Origin of the sequence: Pseudomonas floridensis (genome assembly GCF_002087235.1) — a bacterium.
Classification (GTDB): domain Bacteria; phylum Pseudomonadota; class Gammaproteobacteria; order Pseudomonadales; family Pseudomonadaceae; genus Aquipseudomonas; species Aquipseudomonas floridensis.
Genome location: NZ_MUIO01000187.1, coordinates 1 through 20,407 on the forward strand (window position 1 = coordinate 1; position 20,407 = coordinate 20,407).

Here is a 20,407-nt window from a genome sequence, read left to right on the forward strand (position 1 = left end):
CGAAAAGCGGCAGAAAAAACCGCCCAGAAAGACAAGGCGCACCACAAAAACCCACCCCGTAAACCCGGCGGCGGAAAAAACGCCGGCACCAAAAAACCCCGCCGCGCCCAAGCCCGCCGCATCGGCCAAGGCAGACAGCCCGACCCCGGCCGCTACCCCGACGCCTCCACCGCAAGAGCCAGCCAACCAGCCTTCGTAAGAAGACCGGAACGCCAAGGCCCGGCCTGCTCAGCAGGTCGGGCTTTTTGTTGTGCAGCACTTACTGATAGTCCTTGTGGAGGCTCTACTTTCCTTGCCTGGCAAGCTCTTGAATGGATTGTTTACATGCCTCGGTACATGTATGCATGGCACTGATGGTCGGCATTGAAGCGGGCCGCCCATGTGTACAAGTTACTGGTGAAACTAAAATAATAAGACAGCGCATCTTTAGCTATTCCTACAGTAATTTTCTTGCTTATTCATAAGTTTAAGCACGACGTCCTACATCTTCGAGGAATTGTCCTACAGCTTTGTCGGACTACAGGTTGCCCAATGAGTCTATGAGGAGTCTGGTGTCGATGTTACTAATACCTCACTCGCACAGCGTGTACGAGTAAGGTGATCGTCACCACTACTTAAAATCTTATGGAGAAATGAAAATGGGAAGGCGTCGTTCGGAAATTTCAATTGACCCGATGAATCAAAGTCAAGATGCGCTGGGTCATCTCCTGCCGAGTGAAAATCAATTTTATTCCATTGATTAATCCGGTATCGCTGTAAGGCAGGCTTGGGGTATTCCCCAAGCCTTTCCAGTTTGGAGTTTTTATGTTTGAGCGTGAGTATGTGCCTGCAGTGGCGAGAGATAAAATCTTGCAAGCGACTTCCTCTTTGTCATTGTCTGCTTCATTAGCGTATGAAAATTCATCGAAAACAGTTGCAATCTGTGTGCTCAGTGATAATGAGGGTAGGCGGGTAAGCGAGGGTGCGGGGAAAGGTTATCATTGCGACATTGGTGCGTTGGCTGAAAGCATTGAACACTATGCATTGAGCTACGATTGGTCTCGGCATCTCGTAGAGTCTGCTGTGAAATCGGTTCGTCTTCAGCCTTTGCTCAAAATGGATGGGTTTGTAGCTAACCTTCCGAGTGACTGTTCAGTTATTAATTGTGTGACGTTGACCGATATGCAGTCCGGTGCTCCTGTTCTGCTGCCGGCAGTGCTTCAAATGCCACATATACCACTTACAGAAAAAGCCTGTGCGCAGGCGGAACTCTCATTTCTTAACAAATACTCTTCGAATTCAGGTGTTGCGTTTGGTTGTTCAAGGCCTGAGGCGCTTCTTCACGGTCTCAATGAAGTTGTAGAGAGGCACGTGCTTTCAAAAATCTTTATGTCGCTGTGTGGCCAGCATGAGCGACTCATGCTGGCATTTGTAAGCACAGAAATACTGGATGATATTTTCTGCAAAGGATCCGATTTTCGGTCCGCGGTTGAAACGATGAAAATATTAATCGTGGAAACAATTTATGGCGTCTATTTTAGTATGGCCATACCGAAAAGGCCGGATGGAAGATATCCGATTTGCCCAATAGGATCTGGCTGCTCTGTGGATCCCCGGGTTGCTGTAAAACGAGCCGCTTCTGAGCTTCTGCAAGCGACTCAGCTTTTTGACGAGTCTGAAAAAGCAACTGACTTTAGGGCCTATGCATTGATGCGTAAAGTGCCTGCACTGCAACCACTATTGCAGTTGGACGTGCTCAGGAATATTGACCTGCCCTGCAAGCGGCTCACTCCGTCGGTACGAATGTCAGTGACTGATCAGATGGAACATATGATAAAAAAAATTTCCAGCACAGGGCTCAGAATGCTTAGTCGTACCGTGCTGGCTTTTGAAAATGGCTGTGCAGTGACGCAGGTGTATGTTCCGGGGTTGGAGAGGTTCAACTTGATTAGAGCGGGCCTGCCAGTCGTTCCGCAACATTTACTGCATGCCAATGAATCGTTGCAATAAAAGGTGCGCCATGATTGCTTTTTTAAAGGAAGCGCTTCATTCAAAGCGAACGCTTTTTATCAGCGCAACGGGCATGACAGTGCTCGTAAAGGTAGTTGTTTTAATGCCCGCACTGCTGCTGGGGAAGATTATTGACACGTTTTCTACTTCGCCTCAGATCGACGCAACCTACAGTTTTTTTCTGTTGATTATGTTGTGCGTGGCTACCGCTCTTCAGTCGGTTTTTCATCCCTTGCAAACCTATCAGCTTGTGAAGCTTGTACAGATCATTCTGAAAGAAAAATCCATTCTGTGGACAGCAAACATCCTGCAAAAAGAATTCGAACAATTTTCATCTCTGCGTCTCGGCGGGTTGATAAAGTCTGTGGAGAGAGGAATAACTGCACATGAAAAATTTCTGACATTCGTCATCACGGCAGGGCTGCCCTTAATAATAGAGTTGACGCTGATTGCTGCTATTTTTACGTTGGTCGGGGGCGTAACTGTATTTTTTTCTCTTTTGGGTATGTCAATTTTCTATATGTTGATTTATCGCCGTCTGGTCAATTGGCGGCGTCCTTTTTTAATGGCGGTCAACGAACTGGAGGACACCGTGTCCTCAAAGCTTTTCGAGACGTTTCAGGCCGGGAAGATAATAAAGCTTGAACAGGCCTGCGATCAAGCGCCTGGACAGTTGTATGCAAGTTATGCAGATTATGCGAAAGCGGCTACAAAAGTCGCAAGTACTGGAGCCCTTCTGGGTGCCGTAAAGATTTTGTATCTTGGACTGTCAGTCGCAGGATTGTTAGCATGGGGTGTTTATGATCAACTGTCGGTTTCACCCAGGCTGACGGTCGGCGATCTGGTCGCTGTATTTTCGATCGCCGGGATGCTACTGAATAATTTCAGCGCATTGGCAGAAGCGTATAGAGCACTTGATCAATTTCGAGTTGACAAAGAAAAGCTGGAAAAAACGTTGCTATTGGATGACGTGATAACGTGTTCTCAGCAATCTGTTTTTGGTCACCTGTTCAGCCTGAGTCTGTCGCGCGTGGAAAGGGTGACAGACAAACCTTTGCGTTTTCAGTCTGATCAATCCGTCGCGATAATCGGGCCAAGCGGTGGAGGTAAGACCACGCTTCTGGAAATATTGGCTGGTACGCTAAGTTCCAAACGTCAGTATCTCAGTGCCAACGACTTGCTCCTGCAACCCTCAGGTATCGAGGAATACCTGAGTCGTGTTCGCTACTGCCCGCAAAGCCCTGTTTTTCTGGAGGGCTATATTCGCCAGTCTGTTTTTTTTGGGTATGAAATATCTTCTTTGGCGGCGTCGGCAATTGAGTCGTTAGCCTTGCAGAAACTGGCAAAAAGTACCTATATCGCAGAAGGCGCCAAAAATATTTCGGGTGGAGAGGCGAAAAGACTTTCGTTACTAAGGCTGATCAACCGACCTGGAGATTTTAACCTCTTCGACGAGCCAACGGCTTCATTAGACCAAGAGGCGGGATTGCGTGTCTGGAAAATGTTATTCACTCATTTTCAGCATAAGGGATTGATCTGTGCAACGCACGATCTTGCAGCACTGCCTTTTTTTGATCGGGTGATTGTCATGAAGCAGGGATCTGTCATTGCTGACGGGGTATGGAGCGATCTTGAAGGGGATCTTAGGGTCCTGGACGTGCTGAACGAAGTCGTTTCTTCCGAAAAGCGCTAGCGCATCAGGTCGCGTACAAAACGCCAGTCGTAAAGCAACCTGCTTCGCAGCGTTCAATCCTTACCGCCCCAGATAGTCCATCGCAATCTGCTCGGCCGCCTGCCTTGAGGTGGGCAGCAGGTGCGGGGTGACTAACATCATGATCTGGTACACCACCACCCGCACGTCGCCCTCGCGCCCTAGAATCCGCTGGTAGTCCAGCGAGAACAGCAGGGTCATGGTGATTTGTTCCACCAGTTGTCCCAAAGCCTGGGTTTCACTGACCAGTTGGCCCTGGGATTTCAGGCGGGCCAGCAGGGAGGCCAGGGTGCGTTTGAGCGAGTTGAGCAGATTGCGTATTCCACGCGCCAGTTTGGGCAGACGGCCGGCGAGGTTGGACAGGTCCTGAAACAGGAATCGGTAGTGCGACAGCCGCTCGACGATCAGGTGCAGGAACATCCAGTAGTCTTCGGCATTCAGCCGGGCGTCGGCAGGTGGGTCGAGCAGCGGCGCGAGTTCGGCCTGGAAGCGTTCGAACAGGCTCAGAATCAACGGTTCCTTGCCATGGAAGTGGTAATAGAGATTGCCAGGGCTGATGCCCAGTTCGTTGGCGATTTCCAGGGTGGAAACGTTGGGTTCGCCTTGTTGATTGAACAGCGTCAGTGCACATTCGAGGATACGGTCGCGGGTCTTCATCCGGTCTTCTTGTTCGAAAATCACAAAACAGGTGATTGATAAAGGGGCGTGGCGCATCGGCCAGCCCCTTCGAATCAGGCCGTCAGCGCACGTGCACGTAGGTGCCGGGCGCGGACTCCATCGGTAGGAATTTCGCGTTGCCCAGCTCTGTGCGGGTTTCCCGCTCGGTGCCTGAATGCTCCTGAATCCAGGTCAGCCATTCAGGCCACCAGCTGCCGTCATGGCTTTGAGCGTCGTAATACCATGCACGCGGATCGCTGCTGAGCTTGCCGTTTTCGACGTATGTGGCTTTCGGGTTGCCCGGCGGATTCAGGATGCTTTGCACGTGACCGCTGTTGGACAGGATGAAACGCCGCTCGCCGCCCAGCAGCAGGGTCGAACGGTAGACCGAATCCCAAGGCGTGATGTGATCGTTGATGCCCGCGATGCTGAAGCTGTCCACCGTGACTTTCTGCAGATCGATGGGCGTGCCGCAGACTTCAAGACCGCCCGGATGGCTGAGTGGGTTGTGCTTGAAGAAGTCCAGCAGGTCACCGTGCAGCGCGGCTGGCAGGCGCGTGGTGTCGTTGTTCCAGTACAGAATGTCGAACGGCGGCGGTGCCTTGCCCAGCAGGTAGTTATTGACCCAGTAACTCCAGATCAGGTCGTTGGGACGCATCCAGGCGAACACCCGGCTCATGTCGCTGCCGTCCAGCACGCCACGTTGATAGGAACGCCGCTTGGCCGCTTCCAGGGCTTCTTCATCGATGAACAGCGTGGCCGGGCTTTCGATCTGGCTGTCCAGCAGGCTGACCATGTAGGTCGCGCTGGCCACCCGGCGAATCTGGCGCTTGGCCTGTAAGTGGCCCAGCAGCGCGGCGATGGTCAGGCCGCCCGCACAGGCGCCGACCAGATTGACCTCGCGTGCGCCGGTGATCGCCCGGCACACGTTCATGGCTTCTTCGGTCGCTTCCACATAACTGGACAGGCCCCATTCCCGATGCCGCACATCCGGGTTGCGCCAACTGATGACGAACGTCTGCAGGCCGTTTTTCAATGCGTACTGTACGAAGCTGTTGGTGGGGCTCAGGTCGAAGATGTAGTACTTGTTGATCTGTGGCGGGACGATCAGCATCGGCCGGTTGAACTGTTTTTCGCTCATCGGCTTGTACTGGATCAACTCCAGCATTTCGTTGCGAAACACCACTGCGCCGGGCGTGGCGGCCACGGTTCTGCCTATTTCAAAGGCGTCCCGGGTGGTCTGGCTGGGCAGGCCGTTGTTGTGCAGCAGATCATCGGCCATGTGGCTCAGGCCCTTGATCAGGCTGGTGCCGCCCGAGTTGAACAGTTCCTTGACCGCCAGCGGATTGAGCAGGGTATTGGTGGGCGACAGGGCGTCGTTGAGCAGGTTGAACAGAAAGTGCGCGCGGGCCCGGTCGTCCTTGGACAGATCGCAGTCATCGATCCAGCGTTTGACCTGATGCTGCCAGCTCAGATACGCCTGTAACCCACGACGGTACAGCGGGTTGAGGCTCCAGGTCGGGTCGGCGAAACGGCTGTCGCGAGGGTTGGGCGGGTAGGGCGTTTCGCCCAGCAACATCACTCGCCCCAGTTGACCGCCCAGCGCGAGGGCGTGGCGGGCGCTGCGCAACGGATGCCGCCAGCCTTGGGCGGCGACGCTACGCAGCGTGGAAAAAAGGTCTCGCCCGCGCAGGCCGGTGACAGCGCTTTGCGCGTTGATGAAAGTGGCCGGGGTCATGTCGGCAACCTTCGTTGGTTTTTCTTGCATGAGGGCAACACTCCTTCGTCAAGCCATCAACCCATGGACTGGCGCAGGCCCGGTCCCGGCGGCCTGCGTCGTTCTGCGCGGTTCGACACTCCTGTCTCTGGCGCAGTCGGTGAAGCGTATTCTTGTTCTCGAAGCGTTCCAGTGCCTTCGACCGTGACGGACGCAATCAGCGCGCTCTGGGAGGTGTGGGATGCGGGTGCATGACCGCGCGTTGTCGTTCCTGTTGCAGAAAACCCATGATGATGGGAGCCACCGCTTCGGCTCGGGTGATCAAAAACAAATGTCCGTCATCGATTATGTGTAGCTGGGCATTGGGGATACGCCAGGCCAACAGGCGCATATTTACCAGCGGAATCAGCGGATCGTCGTCACCGGCCAGCACCAGCGTGGGCTGATGAATCTTGTGCAGCCAGTGGATGCTGGTCCAGCCCATGCCTGCGAACAGCTGCCAGTAGTAACCCAGCTTGCCGGACGAGCGGACCTTGGCCGCATGGTTGGCTGCCAGATGAGGGTCACGGCGAAAGGCGCCGCCGTAGATTTCCGGGGCGATACGAATCACGTGCGAAGGCTGGATGTAGCGCCGCGGGCTCGCCATCAGCCACAGCACCCGCGGCTTGCCGGGCACCATCACCATGCCGGCCGCCGTGGCGGCCAGCACCAGCTTCTTGCAGCGTTCCGGATAATCGTGAGCGAACTGCTGCGCCAGCGCGCCGCCCCATGACACGCCAATCGCATTCACCTGCCCGTAATCCAGGTAATCGAGCATGCGCGCTGCCAGCTTCGCCAGCCCTGGAAAACGATACGGACGGCTGGGCGTCGAGGAGCCTCCGACGCCCGGTACATCGAACGCGATGACTTCCAGGTCCGGATCCAGTGCATCGACGAACGGAAACACCAGCTCGAGGTTGGCCCCGATCCCGTTGAAGATCAGTAACGGCGTCAGATGACTCTTGCCCGGTCGCACTGCGGTGCGAATGGTATGACCGTCCAGGTCGATGGAGCGAAATACAAACGGTTGAGGCATGCGCAAAGCCCTGTTGGTTAAACCGCTGGGAAAGCAGTCCTGCGTTTCGACCAGACCGTACGTCTGTCATTCGCCTAACGAGCGCTGCCGGTCTTTTCATAGAGAACGGCAGCGTGCCTTCTTCCTTGAGTCTAGCGTTCGTGAACATAGGTGCCGGGCGATGCTTCTCCTGCCGGAAACGCCTTGTTGCCAAGCGATGCCGGTGCCTTTTTGAGCTTGCCTGAGCGCTCTGTCTGCCAGGCCTGCCAGTGCAGCCACCACGAGTCGGTGTGTTTGGTGCCGTTTTCCTGCCATTCGTCCGGCGTGGCCGGTAGCTCAGTGTTGGTCATGTAGCGCGACTTGGGGTTGCCGGGCGGATTGAGAATGCTCTGGATATGCCCGCTGCTGGACAGCACGAACTCGGTCTTGCCGCCAAACAGACGCGCAGACTTGTAGCAAGACGGCCACGGCGTGATGTGGTCGTTGGTGCCCGCCAGGCAGAACACGTCGGTTGTGACCTGTTTCAGGTCGATCGGCGTGCCGCAGACTTCCAGCGCATTAGGCCGGGTCAGCGGGTTGTTCTTGAACATCTCGATCAGGTCGCCATGAAACGCCGCAGGCAAACGCGTGGTGTCGTTGTTCCAGAACAGAATGTCGAAGACCGGCGGTTCGTTGCCGAGCAAGTAGTTGTTGACCCAGTAGTTCCAGATCAGGTCGTTGGGGCGCATCCAGGCGAACACCTTGGCCATGTCCCGACCTTCCAGCACGCCCGCCTGATACGAATGGCGTTTGGCGGTTTCCAGAGTCTGCTCGTCGACGAACAGCGCCACATCGGTGTCCAGCGTGGTGTCGAGTACGCTCACCAGCAGGGTCATGGCATTGATCTTTTGGTCACCGAGCGCGGCGTAATGACCCAGCAGCGCGGTGCAGGTGATGCCGCCCGAGCAGGCGCCCAGCACGTTGAGGTCCTTGCTGCCGGTGATCGCCAGCACCACATCCACCGCTTCCTTGAGTGCTTCGATGTAAGTCGACAGGCCCCATTCGCGCTGGGCCTTGGTCGGGTTGCGCCAACTGATGATGAACGTCTGCACGTTGCTGCGCAGACAGAAGCGCGCCAGGCTTTTTTCCGGGCTCAGGTCGAAGACGTAGAATTTGTTGATCTGCGGCGGAATCACCAGCAGCGGTTTTTCATGAACCTGTTCGGTGATCGGCTTGTACTGGATCAGCTCCAGCACATCGTTGCGAAACACCACTGCACCTTCGGTCGTGCCCAGATTCTTGCCAACCTCGAACGCATCCATGTTCACCTGGCTCGGCATGCCACCGTTGTGCACCAGGTCTTTGGCCAGATGCGACAGACCATCAAGCAGGCTTTTGCCGCCAGTTTCGAAAAAGCGTTTCACGGCAGCGGGGTTGACCGCCGAGTTGGTGGGCGACATCGCTTCGGTCATCAGATTGATCACAAAGTGAGCACGGCTGATGTCCTGCGGGGTGAGATTGCTGGCGCCTATCCAGTCGTGCAATTCCTTGCGCCAGGCCAGGTAAGTCTGCAGATAGCGGCGATAGAGCGGGTTTTGACTCCAGGCGGGATCGGCGAAACGTCGATCGTCCGCAGACGGTTGCAGGGCGGATTTGCCGAACACCACGTTCTTGAGTTCAACACCCAGATGCGCAACGTGCTTGAGGCTGTGGATCGGTTGCTTGATCGCCTGGCGCAACACCATGCGCGCGGTGGTCAGTAAGTCCTTGCGACGCAAGCCCACCACCGGATTGAGATTCAAGGTGTGTTCAGAGGCCTGGCGCTGCAGGTCATCGTCTTTCGTGTTACTCATCTACGACGCTCCGTTGTCCTGAGACGAGTACCGCCACTTCTTCCCTGTGAACCAGTGACACAGGCGAATAGCCGGTACTACTGCTCGTGTGACCTAAGATGGCTTGGCTGCCGATTCCTCGATTTTCATGCAGGCTACCGCGAAGGCATCCGAACAACTGCGCTTCGTGTAACCACTCCTTGCATACCACTTCTGCGCATCGAATCGATGCGGAGGAATTGCCAATGCCATTGGTTACGCGAGATTTCAAAAAATCGCAAGCAGCGACAGTCATTAGCCGCTGCGCGGAACATTGAAACAAATCCGATTAGAAAGCGCGTCCTAAAACGGCAAATGGTGCGCCAGAACGGCGGGGGAAGGGTGTTGCGGTCAGAGCATCAGTTTGACGACGTGCTCGGAAGGGTCTCGCGACTTGCCGGCCTTTTCCAGTTCCTGCAGGTAATCCGCCCACAGCGATTCCTGACGCACGGCCAGTTCGTAAAGGTATTCCCAAGTGAACAGCCCGCTGTCGTGGCCATCGTCGAAGGTCAGTTTCAGCGCGTACTGACCGGCCGGTTCCACGTTGGTCAGGCCTACATTCAGCTTGCCGTATTGCAGGATCGGCTTGCCGTGGCCTTGAACTTCGGCCGACGGAGAGTGCGTGCGCAACAGCTCGGCTGGCAGATGGTACTCCTCGCCTGTTGCGTATTTCAGCGTCAGGGTTCGGGAGGCTTTGTGCAACTGAATGGCAGTGGGGATTCGGGTCATGGTTTCCACTTTCGATGTTCTATCAAGCCACGCATTACCAGCGCGAACAGCCTGGATACTAAAGGAGCGCCTCAGGCGGCGCTCCTCCAGGTGACGACAGGTTCAGAGAATGTAGCGTGACAGGTCTTCATCCTTGGCCAGTTCGCCCAGGTGACTGTTGACGTAGTCGGCGTCGATGGCGATGGGTGCCGCATCCGGATTCGAGGCCATGTCGCCAGCGCTGAACGACAGTTCTTCCAAAAGACGCTCAAGCAGGGTGTGCAGGCGGCGCGCACCGATGTTCTCGGTCTTCTCGTTGACCTGCCAGGCGATCTCCGCCAGACGCTTGATGCCGTCGGGCTGGAACTCGATGTTCAGGCCTTCGGTCTTGAGCAGCGCGCAGTACTGCTCGGTCAGCGACGCGTGCGGCTCGCTGAGGATGCGTTCGAAGTCCTGCGGCGACAGGGCCTTGAGCTCGACACGGATCGGCAGACGACCCTGAAGCTCAGGCACCAGATCGCTCGGCTTGCTCAAATGGAACGCGCCGGACGCGATGAACAGGATGTGGTCGGTCTTGACCATGCCCAGCTTGGTGTTGACCGTGCAGCCTTCGATCAGAGGCAGCAGATCGCGCTGCACACCCTCGCGGGACACGTCCACGCCACCGGAATTGCCGCGCTTGGCGACTTTGTCGATCTCGTCGATGAACACGATACCGTGCTGCTCGACCGCTTCCAGCGCCTTGACCTTCAACTCTTCGTCGTTGACCAGGCGACCGGCTTCTTCTTCGCGCACCAGCTTGAGCGCTTCCTTGACCTTGAGCTTGCGGCTCTTCTTCTTGCCTTTGCCCATATTGGCAAACAGGCTCTGAAGCTGGTTGGTCATCTCTTCCATGCCCGGCGGCGCGGAGATGTCGACGCCCACGGCCTCGTTGATCTCGATCTCGATTTCCTTGTCGTCGAGCTGACCTTCGCGCAGACGCTTGCGGAACAGCTGGCGGGTGTTGGAATCGTTGGTCTGGACCGGGTCGTCGTTGAAGCCGACACGGGCCGGTGGCAGCAGGGCGTCGAGAATGCGGTCTTCGGCAGCGTCTTCGGCGCGGTGGCGAACCTTGACGATTTCCTGCTCGCGCAGCAGCTTGATCGCAGCATCGGCCAGATCACGGATGATCGATTCGACATCGCGGCCGACATAGCCAACTTCGGTGAATTTGGTCGCTTCGACCTTGATGAACGGCGCGTTGGCCAGCTTGGCCAGGCGACGGGCAATTTCGGTCTTGCCGACACCGGTCGGGCCGATCATCAGGATGTTCTTGGGCGTCACTTCGACGCGCAGCTCTTCAGGCAGCTGCATGCGGCGCCAGCGGTTACGCAGGGCGATGGCGACGGCGCGCTTGGCATCGTCCTGGCCGATGATATGGCGGTTGAGTTCGTGGACGATTTCGCGGGGAGTCATGGACATAATGATTGACGGTCCTCTAGCGCAAATGAAGCCGACAGCGGCTTATTCGGCGAGGTCCTGCTCCTCAATGGTGATGTTGTGGTTGGTGAACACGCAAATATCGCCTGCGATGTGCAGCGAGGTTTCCGCGATTTCGCGTGCCGACAGATCGGTCTTGAGCAGCAGGGCGCGTGCGGCGGCCTGGGCGAATGCGCCGCCGGAGCCCATGGCGATGAGGCCATCTTCCGGTTCAACGACGTCGCCGTTGCCGGTGATGATCAGCGAGGCGTCCTTGTTGGCGACGGCCAGCATGGCCTCCAGACGGCTCAGCGAGCGGTCGGTGCGCCAGTCCTTGGCCAGTTCGACGGCGGCACGGACGAGATGGCCCTGGTGTTTTTCCAACTGGCCTTCGAAGCGCTCGAACAGCGTGAATGCATCGGCGGTGGCACCGGCGAACCCGGCAATCACTTCGCCGTGGTAAAGGCGACGCACTTTCTTGGCGTTGCCTTTCATGACGGTGTTGCCCAGGGAAACCTGGCCGTCGCCAGCCATGACGACTTTGCCGTGACGGCGCACTGAAACGATGGTGGTCAAGGGGAGAGTCTCCACGCAGCGGGGCGAAAATGCCCTGATGCAGACTCATATGGGGGTGGGGTCGGGTATTTCAACCGCTGGGGATGAATGGCTCCCCGGATGATGTCAGGCCGAGCATTCCCACGCTCTGCATGGCAATGCCTCTCATGACACGGCGCGTTCCCTCGCTGACACCGAAATATCGGTGTGGCCACACCTCTATACACACGCGATGGGGCTTGGATTGTAAGGGCTGCGTGCCAATGCGCTGCACTGGCCCGCTCGAGGTGGCTGCCTTACCGGCTCTGGCGTTGTTGCAACAGCAGGTTACTAAACCCACCGCCTGCCAGTTGCTTCTGCGCGGTGGTCAGCTGTTCGCGGTTGCTGAACGGGCCGACCAGTACGCGGTACCAGGTTTCGTCCTTGACGGTGCCAGACTCAACGGTTGCGGTCTGGCCCAACAGGATGATCTGCGCGCGGACCTTCTCCGCATCGGCCTGCTTGCGGAACGAGCCAGCCTGCAGGAAGAACGTCGTCACCGCTGCCGGTTTGGTCGAGGCCACCGGAGGTGCCGGTGGCGGCGTCAGGCCGCTGAGGGCTGCCTGCGCGCGAGCCGTGTCGATCTTGGCGGCTTGCTCCGGCGAAACCGGGGCGATCGGTGCAACCGCTGGCGGCGTCTTCTCCGGCACTGCTTCGTTCGGCACGATCACTTCGGACTCGGGCAGCAGCGTGTAGAAGTCGTACTTGGGCTTGACCGGTGCCGTCGGGCTCGGTGGTGTCTTGTTCGCTTCGGCGATTTTCGCAGCCTTGGCATCAGCCTTGACCCGCTTGATGTCATCGCCGCCGGGTTCGAGCTTCATCAGAAAGACGACGAATGCGCCTACGGTCAAGCCGATCGCCAGCCACAACCATCCTGGAATCGGCTTCTTCGCGGGTGCCTGATAACGGCTGGCGCCGCGCTTGGGGGCCGGTTTCTTCTTCGCAACTGCCAACTTACATACGCTCCAGAGTTTCCAGACCCAACAGATCCAGGCCTTGCTTGAGGGTGCGACCGGTCAGCGCTGCCAGACGCAGGCGGCTTTGCTGCTGATCGGGATTTTCTGCACCGAGGATCGGGCAGTTTTCGTAGAAGCTCGAAAACAGGCCCGCAAGGTCATACAGGTAAGCACACAGAACGTGAGGCGTGCCTTTTTCTGCGACGTTGTTCAGGGTTTCGGTGAATTGCGCCAGGCGTGCCGCGAGTTCCTGTTCCTGCGCTGCCTCGAGCACGATACGGCCTTTGGTGGCATCGAACGGTGCGCCAAGCTTGCGGAATACACCGGACACACGCGTGTAGGCATACAGCAGATAAGGCGCGGTGTTGCCTTCGAAGCTCAGCATCTGATCGAAATTGAAGCTGTAATCGCTGGTACGGTGCTTGGACAGGTCGGCGTATTTCACCGCGCTGATGCCCACTGCCTTGGCGATGGCGCGCAATTCGTCCTCGGCCACTTCCGGATTCTTCTCTTTCACCAGCGTGTAGGCGCGCTCTTCGGCCTCGTCGAGCAGGTCGATCAGTTTCACCGTGCCGCCATCGCGGGTCTTGAACGGACGGCCGTCGGCGCCGTTCATGGTGCCGAAGCCCATGTGCTCAAGTTGCATGCCGTCATGCACGAAGCCTGCGCGACGCGCTACTTCGAACACCTGCTGGAAGTGCAAGGCCTGACGCTGGTCGACGAAATAAAGAACGCGATCAGCCTTGAGCACTTTGCTGCGGTAGCGAATGGCGGCAAGGTCGGTGGTGGCATACAGATAGCCGCCGCCGGCCTTCTGCACGATCACCGGCAACGGTGTGTCTTCGGCGGTGCGGAATTCTTCGAGGAACACGCACTGCGCGCCGTTGCTCTCCACCAGCAGGCCCGCGGCCTTGAGATCGCTGACGACATTGGCCAGGTCATCGTTGTAGGCGCTTTCACCCATCACGTCGGCGGTCGTCAGTTTGACGTTGAGGCGTTCGTAGGTCTTCTGGCAGTGCGACAGCGAAATCTCGTTGAAGCGTTTCCACAGCGCCAGGCACTCGGCATCGCCGGCCTGCAACTTGACCACCAGCCCGCGAGCGCGCTCGGCAAACGCTTCCGACTCGTCAAAGCGCTGTTTGGCGGCGCGATAGAAGTTTTCCAGGTCTGACAGCTCGTCGCTGGTCGCCGGTTTTTCCTGAAGATAGGCCAGCAGCATGCCGAACTGCGTGCCCCAGTCACCCACATGGTTCTGACGGATTACGGTGTCACCCAGGAAACCGAGCACGTTGGCCACGCCGTCGCCAATGATGGTCGAGCGCAGATGGCCGACGTGCATTTCCTTGGCCAGGTTCGGTGCCGACAGATCGACCACCACGCGCTGCGACGCGCCAACTTTGCGTACCGACAATTGCGGGTCGGCCAGCGCAGTGTCCAGACGCGCAGCCAGCGCTTCGGTATTTTGGAAGAAGTTCAGAAAGCCCGGGCCCGCGATTTCGACCTTGCTGACCTGCTCATCGGCAGGCAGCGCAGCGATCAGCTTTTCAGCCAGATCACGCGGTTTCATCCCGGCAGGCTTGGCCAGCATCATCGCGATGTTGCTGGCGAAGTCGCCGTGGGTCTTGTCGCGAGCGTTCTCGACCTGGATCGCCGGCGTCAGCCCTTCTGGCAAGACGCCCTCGGTGACGAGACGGGTCAGGGCTTGTTGAATCAGCTGGCGAATGGTGTCTTTCATGATGCTCTCTTCGACCGCAAGCGCGGTGGCGCCTGGATGCGCGGGTGGAAAAACTTTGCATTATCCGTTGCTCAAGTCGCCTTGCCAACCGTGTTGGTTTGTACACATAAATGCAGCCTGTGTCTGCGGCGCAATGATTGGCTGCCAGGCGCCGAACCCAGTCAGTAGAGGTCCACCGGATCCACATCCAGCGACCACCTGACCTGCCTGCCGCTGGGCATCTGTTCCAGCGCGATCAACCACTGACTCAGCAGTTTGTGCAAAGGCGCACGGGCGCTGGATTGCAGCAGCAACTGGGCGCGATAACGTCCGGCGCGCCGTTCCATGGGCGCGGGCACCGGACCGAGCAGTTCAATCCCGCCCAGGTTCATGTGCGCCAGCAGGTTTTCGGCTTCGCTGCAGGCCTGATCGAGAAACGCTTCGGCCTGTCCCGGCTTGTGCGCTTCGGCCCGCAGCAGGGCCAGGTGCGAGAAAGGCGGCAGCCCGGCAGAGCGGCGTTCGCTCAAGGCCTGTTCGGCGAACGCGAAATAGCCCTGTTCGGTGAGCTGGATCAGCAAAGGGTGGTCGGCCAGGTGCGTCTGGATGATCACCTTGCCCGGTTCTTCGGCCCGTCCGGCGCGTCCGGCCACCTGAACGATCAACTGCGCCATGCGTTCGCTGGCGCGGAAGTCGCCGGAGAACAGACCGCCGTCGGCATCCAGAATCGACACCAGTGTGACGCGGGGAAAATGGTGCCCTTTGGCGAGCATCTGTGTGCCGACCAGGATGCACGGCTGGCCGCGCTGAATGGTTGCGAACAACTGATTCATCGCGTCCTTGCGCGACGTGCTGTCGCGATCGACCCGCAGCACCGGGTAATCCGGAAACAGAATCGCCAGTCGTTCTTCGGCACGTTCGGTGCCTGCTCCAACCGGTCGCAAATCCACTTTGCCGCAGGACGGGCACTGACGCGGTACTCGCTCGACGTAGCCACAATGGTGGCAGCGCAACTCCCCCGAGCGCTGGTGCACGGTCATGCGCGCATCGCAGCGCTGGCAACCGGACATCCAGCCGCAGTCGTGACACAGCAGGGTCGGCGCGAAACCACGGCGATTGAGGAACACCAGTACCTGCTGGCCCGCCGCGAGGGTCTGGCCGATGGCTTGTTGCATCGGCCCGGAGATGCCGCTGTCCAGCGGACGACTCTTCACGTCCAGTCGCAGGAAGCGCGGCTGTTGCGCGCCACCGGCCCGTTGATTCAGGCGCAGCAGGCCGTAACGGCCGGTGTAGGCGTTATGCAGGCTTTCAAGCGATGGCGTGGCCGAGCCGAGTACGATCGGGATGTTTTCCTGACGGGCGCGCACCAAGGCCAGATCGCGGGCGTGATAGCGCAGACCTTCCTGCTGTTTATAGGAACCGTCGTGTTCTTCGTCGATGATGATCAGGCCCGGATTCTTCATGGGCGTAAACAGCGCCGAGCGGGTGCCGATGATGATGTCCGCTTCGCCATCGCGCGCGGCCAGCCAGGCGTCCAGACGTTCGCGGTCGTTGACTGCCGAATGCACCAGCGCGATGCGCGCATTGAAGCGCTGTTCGAAGCGCGCCAGGGTCTGCGGCCCGAGGTTGATCTCCGGGATCAGCACCAGCGCCTGCTTGCCCGCCTCAAGGGTTTCGCGGATCAGTTGCAGATACACTTCGGTCTTGCCGCTGCCCGTGACGCCGGCCAGCAGAAACGCGTGGAAACTGTCGAACCCGGCACGAATGGCTTCATAGGCGGCACGTTGTTCGGTGTTGAGCGGCAGTTCCGGCTGGGCCAGCCAATGTTCATGTCGTGCGCTGGGCGCATGGCTGCGTACTTCAACGTACACCAGCTCCTTGGCCAGCAGCAGGTTGAGACTGTCTTTATTGAGCATCAATTTGCTGAGCAACTGGTGCGCCACGCCATGCGGGTGCTGGGCGAGCGTGGTCAGCGCTTCGCGCTGTTTGGGCGCACGGGCGATGCGCGGATCGTCGATGCTGGCGCCGTCAGCCACATGCCAGAATCGCTCCTGACGGGTTTCGGCCAGTTCGCCCTGGCGCAGCAGTACCGGCAAAGCCCAGCTCAACGTATCGCCGAGACTGTGCTGATAATACTGCGAGGTCCACAGACACAGTTTGAACAGCGACGCAGGCAGTGGCGCCTGACTGTCCAGCAGGGCAATCGCCGGTTTCAGTTTGTCGGCGGGGACCTCGCTGTGATCCACGACCTCGACCAGAATCCCGATCATCTCCCGGCGGCCAAACGGCACGCGCAGGCGCATGCCCGGCTGCAGCGCGCTGCGCACAACGCCTGCCGGGGCCCGGTAGTCGAACAGGCGGCGAAGCGGCGAGGGCAGGGCAAGGCGCAGAATGGCGTTGGGCACGCGGTGTTTCCCTGTGGAGGTCGTGAGCGATGGGCGATCTTAGCAGACGACCGGTGCAAAGGTTCGCTTGCGTCGTTTCGATTGTCTGGTACTATCCACGGCCTATTTCCGTGCGGTATTCAACAATAGTGTTGGGTGGCGGCACGTTAGACCGAGGAAGTACCGATGAAAGCTGATATCCATCCAGTTTACGAAGCCATTGACGCTACCTGCAGCTGCGGCAATGTCATCAAGACCCGTTCCACCCTCGCCGCTCCTCTGAGCCTCGACGTGTGCAACGAGTGCCACCCGTTCTACACTGGCAAGCAGAAGACGCTTGACATCGGCGGCCGTGTCGACAAGTTCAAATCCCGTTTCGGTGCGTTCGGCGCAACCAAAGCGAAGTAAGACTGGTTGCCTGATGGGCATTTCCAGACTGCTTGAAAAGACGCCCCTTGTGGGCGTCTTTTTTATGTCCGCGATTTGGCTATCCGGCGCTCAGGCATTCTGCCCGGCACCTGAAGGTCTGGCCGTCGCTCAAGTGCAGCGCGTGGTGGATGGCGACACCTTGCGCCTGGTTGATGGCCGCAGCGTACGCATGATCGGCCTCAATACGCCGGAAACCGGCAAGCGCGGCCAGTCCGCCGAGCCGTTCGCCGAGGCTGGCAAGCGCCGCCTGCAGGCGCTGGTAAAGGAAAGCGACGGTCAGGTTCGCCTGCGGGTTGGTGAGCAGGACAAGGACCGTTACGGTCGCACGCTCGCCAATGTCTATGGCCGCAATGGCATCAACCTCGAGGCGCAGTTGCTCAGTGAAGGGCTTGGCTATCAGGTTGCCGTCGCGCCCAACACCGCGCTGGTCGATTGTCAGCGGAGCGCCGAACGGCAGGCGCGTCAGGCACGTTTGGGGCTGTGGCGCAACTCGCCGGTTCAATCAGCCGCACGCCTGGACAAAGGCGGCTTTGCCATCGTCTCGGGCCGGATGAGCAGCGTTCAGCGCAATCGCGGCGGTCTGTGGATCGAGCTGGACGGTTCGCTGGTTCTGCGTGTGGCGCCTGAGTGGCTGTCCGCTTTCGACGTCCCGCAGCTTGAGCGTCTTAAAGGGCGTCAGGTCGAAGCACGCGGCTGGGTTGTGGACCGTTCCCGGCGCGGTGGTCTACAGTCAGGACAGGCTCGCTGGCTGATGCCGTTGACTCATCCAGCCATGCTCGACCGTTGAGCTTCTGCCGCAATCACGAGCCTTTCGATGGGCGGTTCGGCTTTTTGTGATTCGAGTGCCTTAGCGTAAAGTCTAACTTCTCGCCCCTTGACAGCAGTGACTGGTCAGTCTTGTTAGGACTATGCATCTTGCGTATCCTCGGCGGTCCGTCTGTCCCACAGTAAAAAAAGCGGAATCCACTACATGTCAGATTTGAAAACTGCCGCGCTCGAGTACCATGCCAATCCTCGTCCTGGGAAGCTGAGCGTCGAACTCACCAAGCCGACTGCAACCGCTCGTGACCTGGCTCTGGCCTACAGTCCTGGCGTTGCTGAACCCGTGCGTGAAATTGCCCGTGACCCCGAGCTGGCTTACAAGTACACCGGCAAAGGCAACCTGGTAGCAGTTATTTCCGATGGCACCGCGATTCTTGGCCTCGGCGATCTGGGGCCATTGGCCTCCAAGCCAGTCATGGAAGGTAAAGGGGTTCTGTTCAAGCGTTTCGCCGGTATCGACGTGTTCGACATCGAAGTCGATTCCGAAAGCCCGCAGGCATTCATCGACACCGTCAAGCGTATCTCGATCACCTTCGGCGGCATCAATCTGGAAGACATCAAGGCACCTGAATGCTTTGAAATCGAGAAAGCGCTGATCGAACAGTGCGACATCCCGGTGTTCCACGATGACCAGCACGGCACTGCCATTGTGACCGCTGCGGGCATGATCAACGCGCTGGAAATCGTCGGCAAATCCCTCGACACCGCGAAGATCGTCTGCCTGGGCGCTGGCGCTGCGGCCATCTCCTGCATGAAGCTGCTGGTGAGCATGGGCGCGAAGATCGAGAACATCTTCATGGTCGACCGTACTGGCGTGATCCACTCCGGCCGCACCGACCTGAACCAGTACAAGGCCGTGTTCGCGCACGCGACTGAAAAACGCACACTGGCCGATGCGCTGGACGGCGCTGACGTGTTCGTGGGGCTGTCCGGTCCTAACCTGCTGAGCCCTGAAAACCTCAATCGCATGGCCAAGGATCCGATCGTGTTCGCTTGCTCGAACCCTGATCCGGAAATCTCCCCGGAACTGGCACACGCCACTCGCAGCGACGTGATCATGGCGACCGGACGTTCGGACTACCCGAACCAGGTCAACAACGTGCTGGGCTTCCCGTTCATCTTCCGTGGTGCCCTGGACGTTCGCGCCAAGCGCATCAACGAAGAAATGAAGATCGCCGCTGCCAACGCCCTGCGCGAACTGGCCAAGCTGCCGGTGCCTCAGGAAGTCAGCGACGCCTACGGCGGCATCAAGCTGGAATTCGGTCGTGAGTACATCATCCCGAAACCCATGGACACCCGCCTGCTGGGCCTGATCGCCGACGCGGTCGCCAAGGCTGCCATCGAAAGCGGGGTAGCCACCCTGCCGTATCCGAAGCACTACCCGCTGACCAGCGTGGACGACGTGTTCAAGGGCTGATTTCTTGAAGTCATTAAAAACCCGCAGAGATGCGGGTTTTTAATGGATGCAATTTGGTGTCAGACCGTTTTGATCTGAGCCATGATCTCGTTCTGGCGCTTGGTCGCCTCAGTCAGCACGACGCTGTAGACACGCTTTTTCTCATCTGATTTCGCATTGCGTATGAATTCGGCGAAAGAGCTTTTACGCTTCCTTGAGCCCGTTTTAAAGAGAGTCATCGACTAGCTCCTTGGTTGAGACGTTATCCAGCGTGACGATCAGTTCTTCGCGGGTATAACGTTTGGGAATGTGGTAATCAATCTTGTCTACTCCTGACTTTTTCAAGCGATCTTTCGACATTGCTACGTGCGACGTCTAGCTTTGCAAACGTTCCATCGAGTAAAAAAGACTGCTGCTGTGCCAGAGCCAGATCGATGATTTTAGACACCAGCATTGATACACCACCCTGAAAAAGATAGGCGTTACGGCCGGTGTAGGCTGCAAACTCTGTACGCAGCTCATCAGGATCGACTCTCAAAATAGGTGAGTCTGAAAACAGATTCAGAAGCGCAATTGACGCTTCTGTCTTGCCCGCGCCAGGCGAACCGGACATGAATACCGATACAGGCTCGCCCTCGGCAGCGTAGAGAGCGTTGGACGTAAGTCTTCTTCCGATGGTTTTTTTACAAGCCCTTGCAAATTTGATTGCCTCATCCCAGATCAACTGCTCATCGTTCGTAAACTCCACCAGAGTTCCTTTTTTGACATGTTTCCAGTCGTTTAAACTGAGCAACTGGTGATCGCCCATCGTCACAGCCCCCGCCTGGAGCCAGTCAAGAGACAGATGGTGCAGGTCGTTCATGCTCCAGCCCGGCAGTCGGGTTTCTCAAACCGCTTATCGTCAGCCAAGCACCAAGATATTAACTGCCCGATACCCGTCTGAGTCTCCAGAACTTGTCCTGACACATAAG

The 20,407-nt window shown here is 58.0% G+C and carries 17 protein-coding genes; 5 read left to right on the top strand and 12 right to left on the bottom strand.

Annotated elements, in window-relative coordinates; all coding sequences use genetic code 11:
* Nucleotides 1–804: 804 nt before the first annotated feature.
* Both BZK31_RS27925 and BZK31_RS27930 read left to right on the top strand, forming a co-directional pair.
* A complete protein-coding gene (locus BZK31_RS27925) occupies nt 805–1,989 on the top strand; it encodes a YcaO-like family protein (protein ID WP_083186407.1) in 1,185 nt (394 codons plus the stop codon).
* Between the two features lie 10 nt (nt 1,990–1,999).
* Complete coding sequence (locus BZK31_RS27930; RefSeq protein WP_157900817.1) at nt 2,000–3,682, top strand: ATP-binding cassette domain-containing protein; 1,683 nt, start codon at nt 2,000–2,002, stop codon at nt 3,680–3,682.
* Between the two features lie 60 nt (nt 3,683–3,742).
* Here the strand turns inward: BZK31_RS27930 and BZK31_RS27935 are convergent, their stop codons facing one another.
* The 10 genes from BZK31_RS27935 to BZK31_RS27980 form a co-directional block, all read right to left on the bottom strand.
* Nucleotides 3,743–4,357: a TetR/AcrR family transcriptional regulator gene (locus tag BZK31_RS27935; protein ID WP_083186409.1), complete on the bottom strand. Its 615-nt coding sequence runs from the start codon at nt 4,355–4,357 to the stop codon at nt 3,743–3,745.
* 82 nt (nt 4,358–4,439) lie between these two features.
* Entirely contained in the window at nt 4,440–6,125 is a 1,686-nt protein-coding gene (gene phaC / locus BZK31_RS27940; RefSeq protein ID WP_083186410.1) for a class II poly(R)-hydroxyalkanoic acid synthase, read from the bottom strand.
* A 166-nt stretch (nt 6,126–6,291) separates the two neighbouring features.
* The gene (gene phaZ / locus BZK31_RS27945; RefSeq protein WP_083186411.1) at nt 6,292–7,149 is read right to left on the bottom strand and encodes a poly(3-hydroxyalkanoate) depolymerase; all 858 of its coding nucleotides are present in this window, start codon (nt 7,147–7,149) and stop codon (nt 6,292–6,294) included.
* Between the two features lie 131 nt (nt 7,150–7,280).
* Complete coding sequence (phaC, locus tag BZK31_RS27950) at nt 7,281–8,960, bottom strand: class II poly(R)-hydroxyalkanoic acid synthase (RefSeq protein ID WP_083186412.1); 1,680 nt, start codon at nt 8,958–8,960, stop codon at nt 7,281–7,283.
* 369 nt (nt 8,961–9,329) lie between these two features.
* A complete protein-coding gene (locus tag BZK31_RS27955) occupies nt 9,330–9,707 on the bottom strand; it encodes a gamma-butyrobetaine hydroxylase family protein (RefSeq protein WP_083186425.1) in 378 nt (125 codons plus the stop codon).
* Between the two features lie 102 nt (nt 9,708–9,809).
* A complete protein-coding gene (gene hslU, locus BZK31_RS27960) occupies nt 9,810–11,147 on the bottom strand; it encodes an HslU--HslV peptidase ATPase subunit (RefSeq protein WP_083186413.1) in 1,338 nt (445 codons plus the stop codon).
* 42 nt (nt 11,148–11,189) lie between these two features.
* The gene (hslV, locus tag BZK31_RS27965) at nt 11,190–11,720 is read right to left on the bottom strand and encodes an ATP-dependent protease subunit HslV (RefSeq protein ID WP_004882674.1); all 531 of its coding nucleotides are present in this window, start codon (nt 11,718–11,720) and stop codon (nt 11,190–11,192) included.
* A gap of 275 nt (nt 11,721–11,995) precedes the next feature.
* Complete coding sequence (locus BZK31_RS27970) at nt 11,996–12,691, bottom strand: SPOR domain-containing protein (protein ID WP_083186414.1); 696 nt, start codon at nt 12,689–12,691, stop codon at nt 11,996–11,998.
* Between the two features lies 1 nt (nt 12,692).
* Entirely contained in the window at nt 12,693–14,429 is a 1,737-nt protein-coding gene (gene argS, locus BZK31_RS27975; protein WP_083186415.1) for an arginine--tRNA ligase, read from the bottom strand.
* 161 nt (nt 14,430–14,590) lie between these two features.
* Nucleotides 14,591–16,810: a primosomal protein N' gene (locus BZK31_RS27980; protein WP_083186416.1), complete on the bottom strand. Its 2,220-nt coding sequence runs from the start codon at nt 16,808–16,810 to the stop codon at nt 14,591–14,593.
* A gap of 165 nt (nt 16,811–16,975) precedes the next feature.
* Here BZK31_RS27980 and rpmE point away from each other — a divergent pair, with 165 nt between their 5' ends.
* The 3 genes from rpmE (at nt 16,976) to BZK31_RS27995 (ending at nt 19,457) form a co-directional block, all read left to right on the top strand.
* Nucleotides 16,976–17,197 carry a 50S ribosomal protein L31 gene (gene rpmE / locus BZK31_RS27985; protein WP_024686334.1) on the top strand — a complete coding sequence of 74 codons (222 nt, stop codon included), beginning with the start codon at nt 16,976–16,978 and terminating at the stop codon, nt 17,195–17,197.
* Nucleotides 17,198–17,210: 13 nt separating this feature from the next.
* A complete protein-coding gene (locus BZK31_RS27990; protein ID WP_083186417.1) occupies nt 17,211–18,005 on the top strand; it encodes a thermonuclease family protein in 795 nt (264 codons plus the stop codon).
* A 183-nt stretch (nt 18,006–18,188) separates the two neighbouring features.
* Nucleotides 18,189–19,457: a malic enzyme-like NAD(P)-binding protein gene (locus tag BZK31_RS27995; protein WP_083186418.1), complete on the top strand. Its 1,269-nt coding sequence runs from the start codon at nt 18,189–18,191 to the stop codon at nt 19,455–19,457.
* Between the two features lie 59 nt (nt 19,458–19,516).
* Here the strand turns inward: BZK31_RS27995 and BZK31_RS29815 are convergent, their stop codons facing one another.
* Both BZK31_RS29815 and BZK31_RS28000 read right to left on the bottom strand, forming a co-directional pair.
* Complete coding sequence (locus tag BZK31_RS29815) at nt 19,517–19,675, bottom strand: hypothetical protein (protein WP_167378130.1); 159 nt, start codon at nt 19,673–19,675, stop codon at nt 19,517–19,519.
* 77 nt (nt 19,676–19,752) lie between these two features.
* Nucleotides 19,753–20,298 (bottom strand): zeta toxin family protein, encoded by a 546-nt coding sequence (locus BZK31_RS28000; RefSeq protein ID WP_244182756.1) that lies wholly within the window; start codon nt 20,296–20,298, stop codon nt 19,753–19,755.
* Nucleotides 20,299–20,407: the final 109 nt, after the last annotated feature.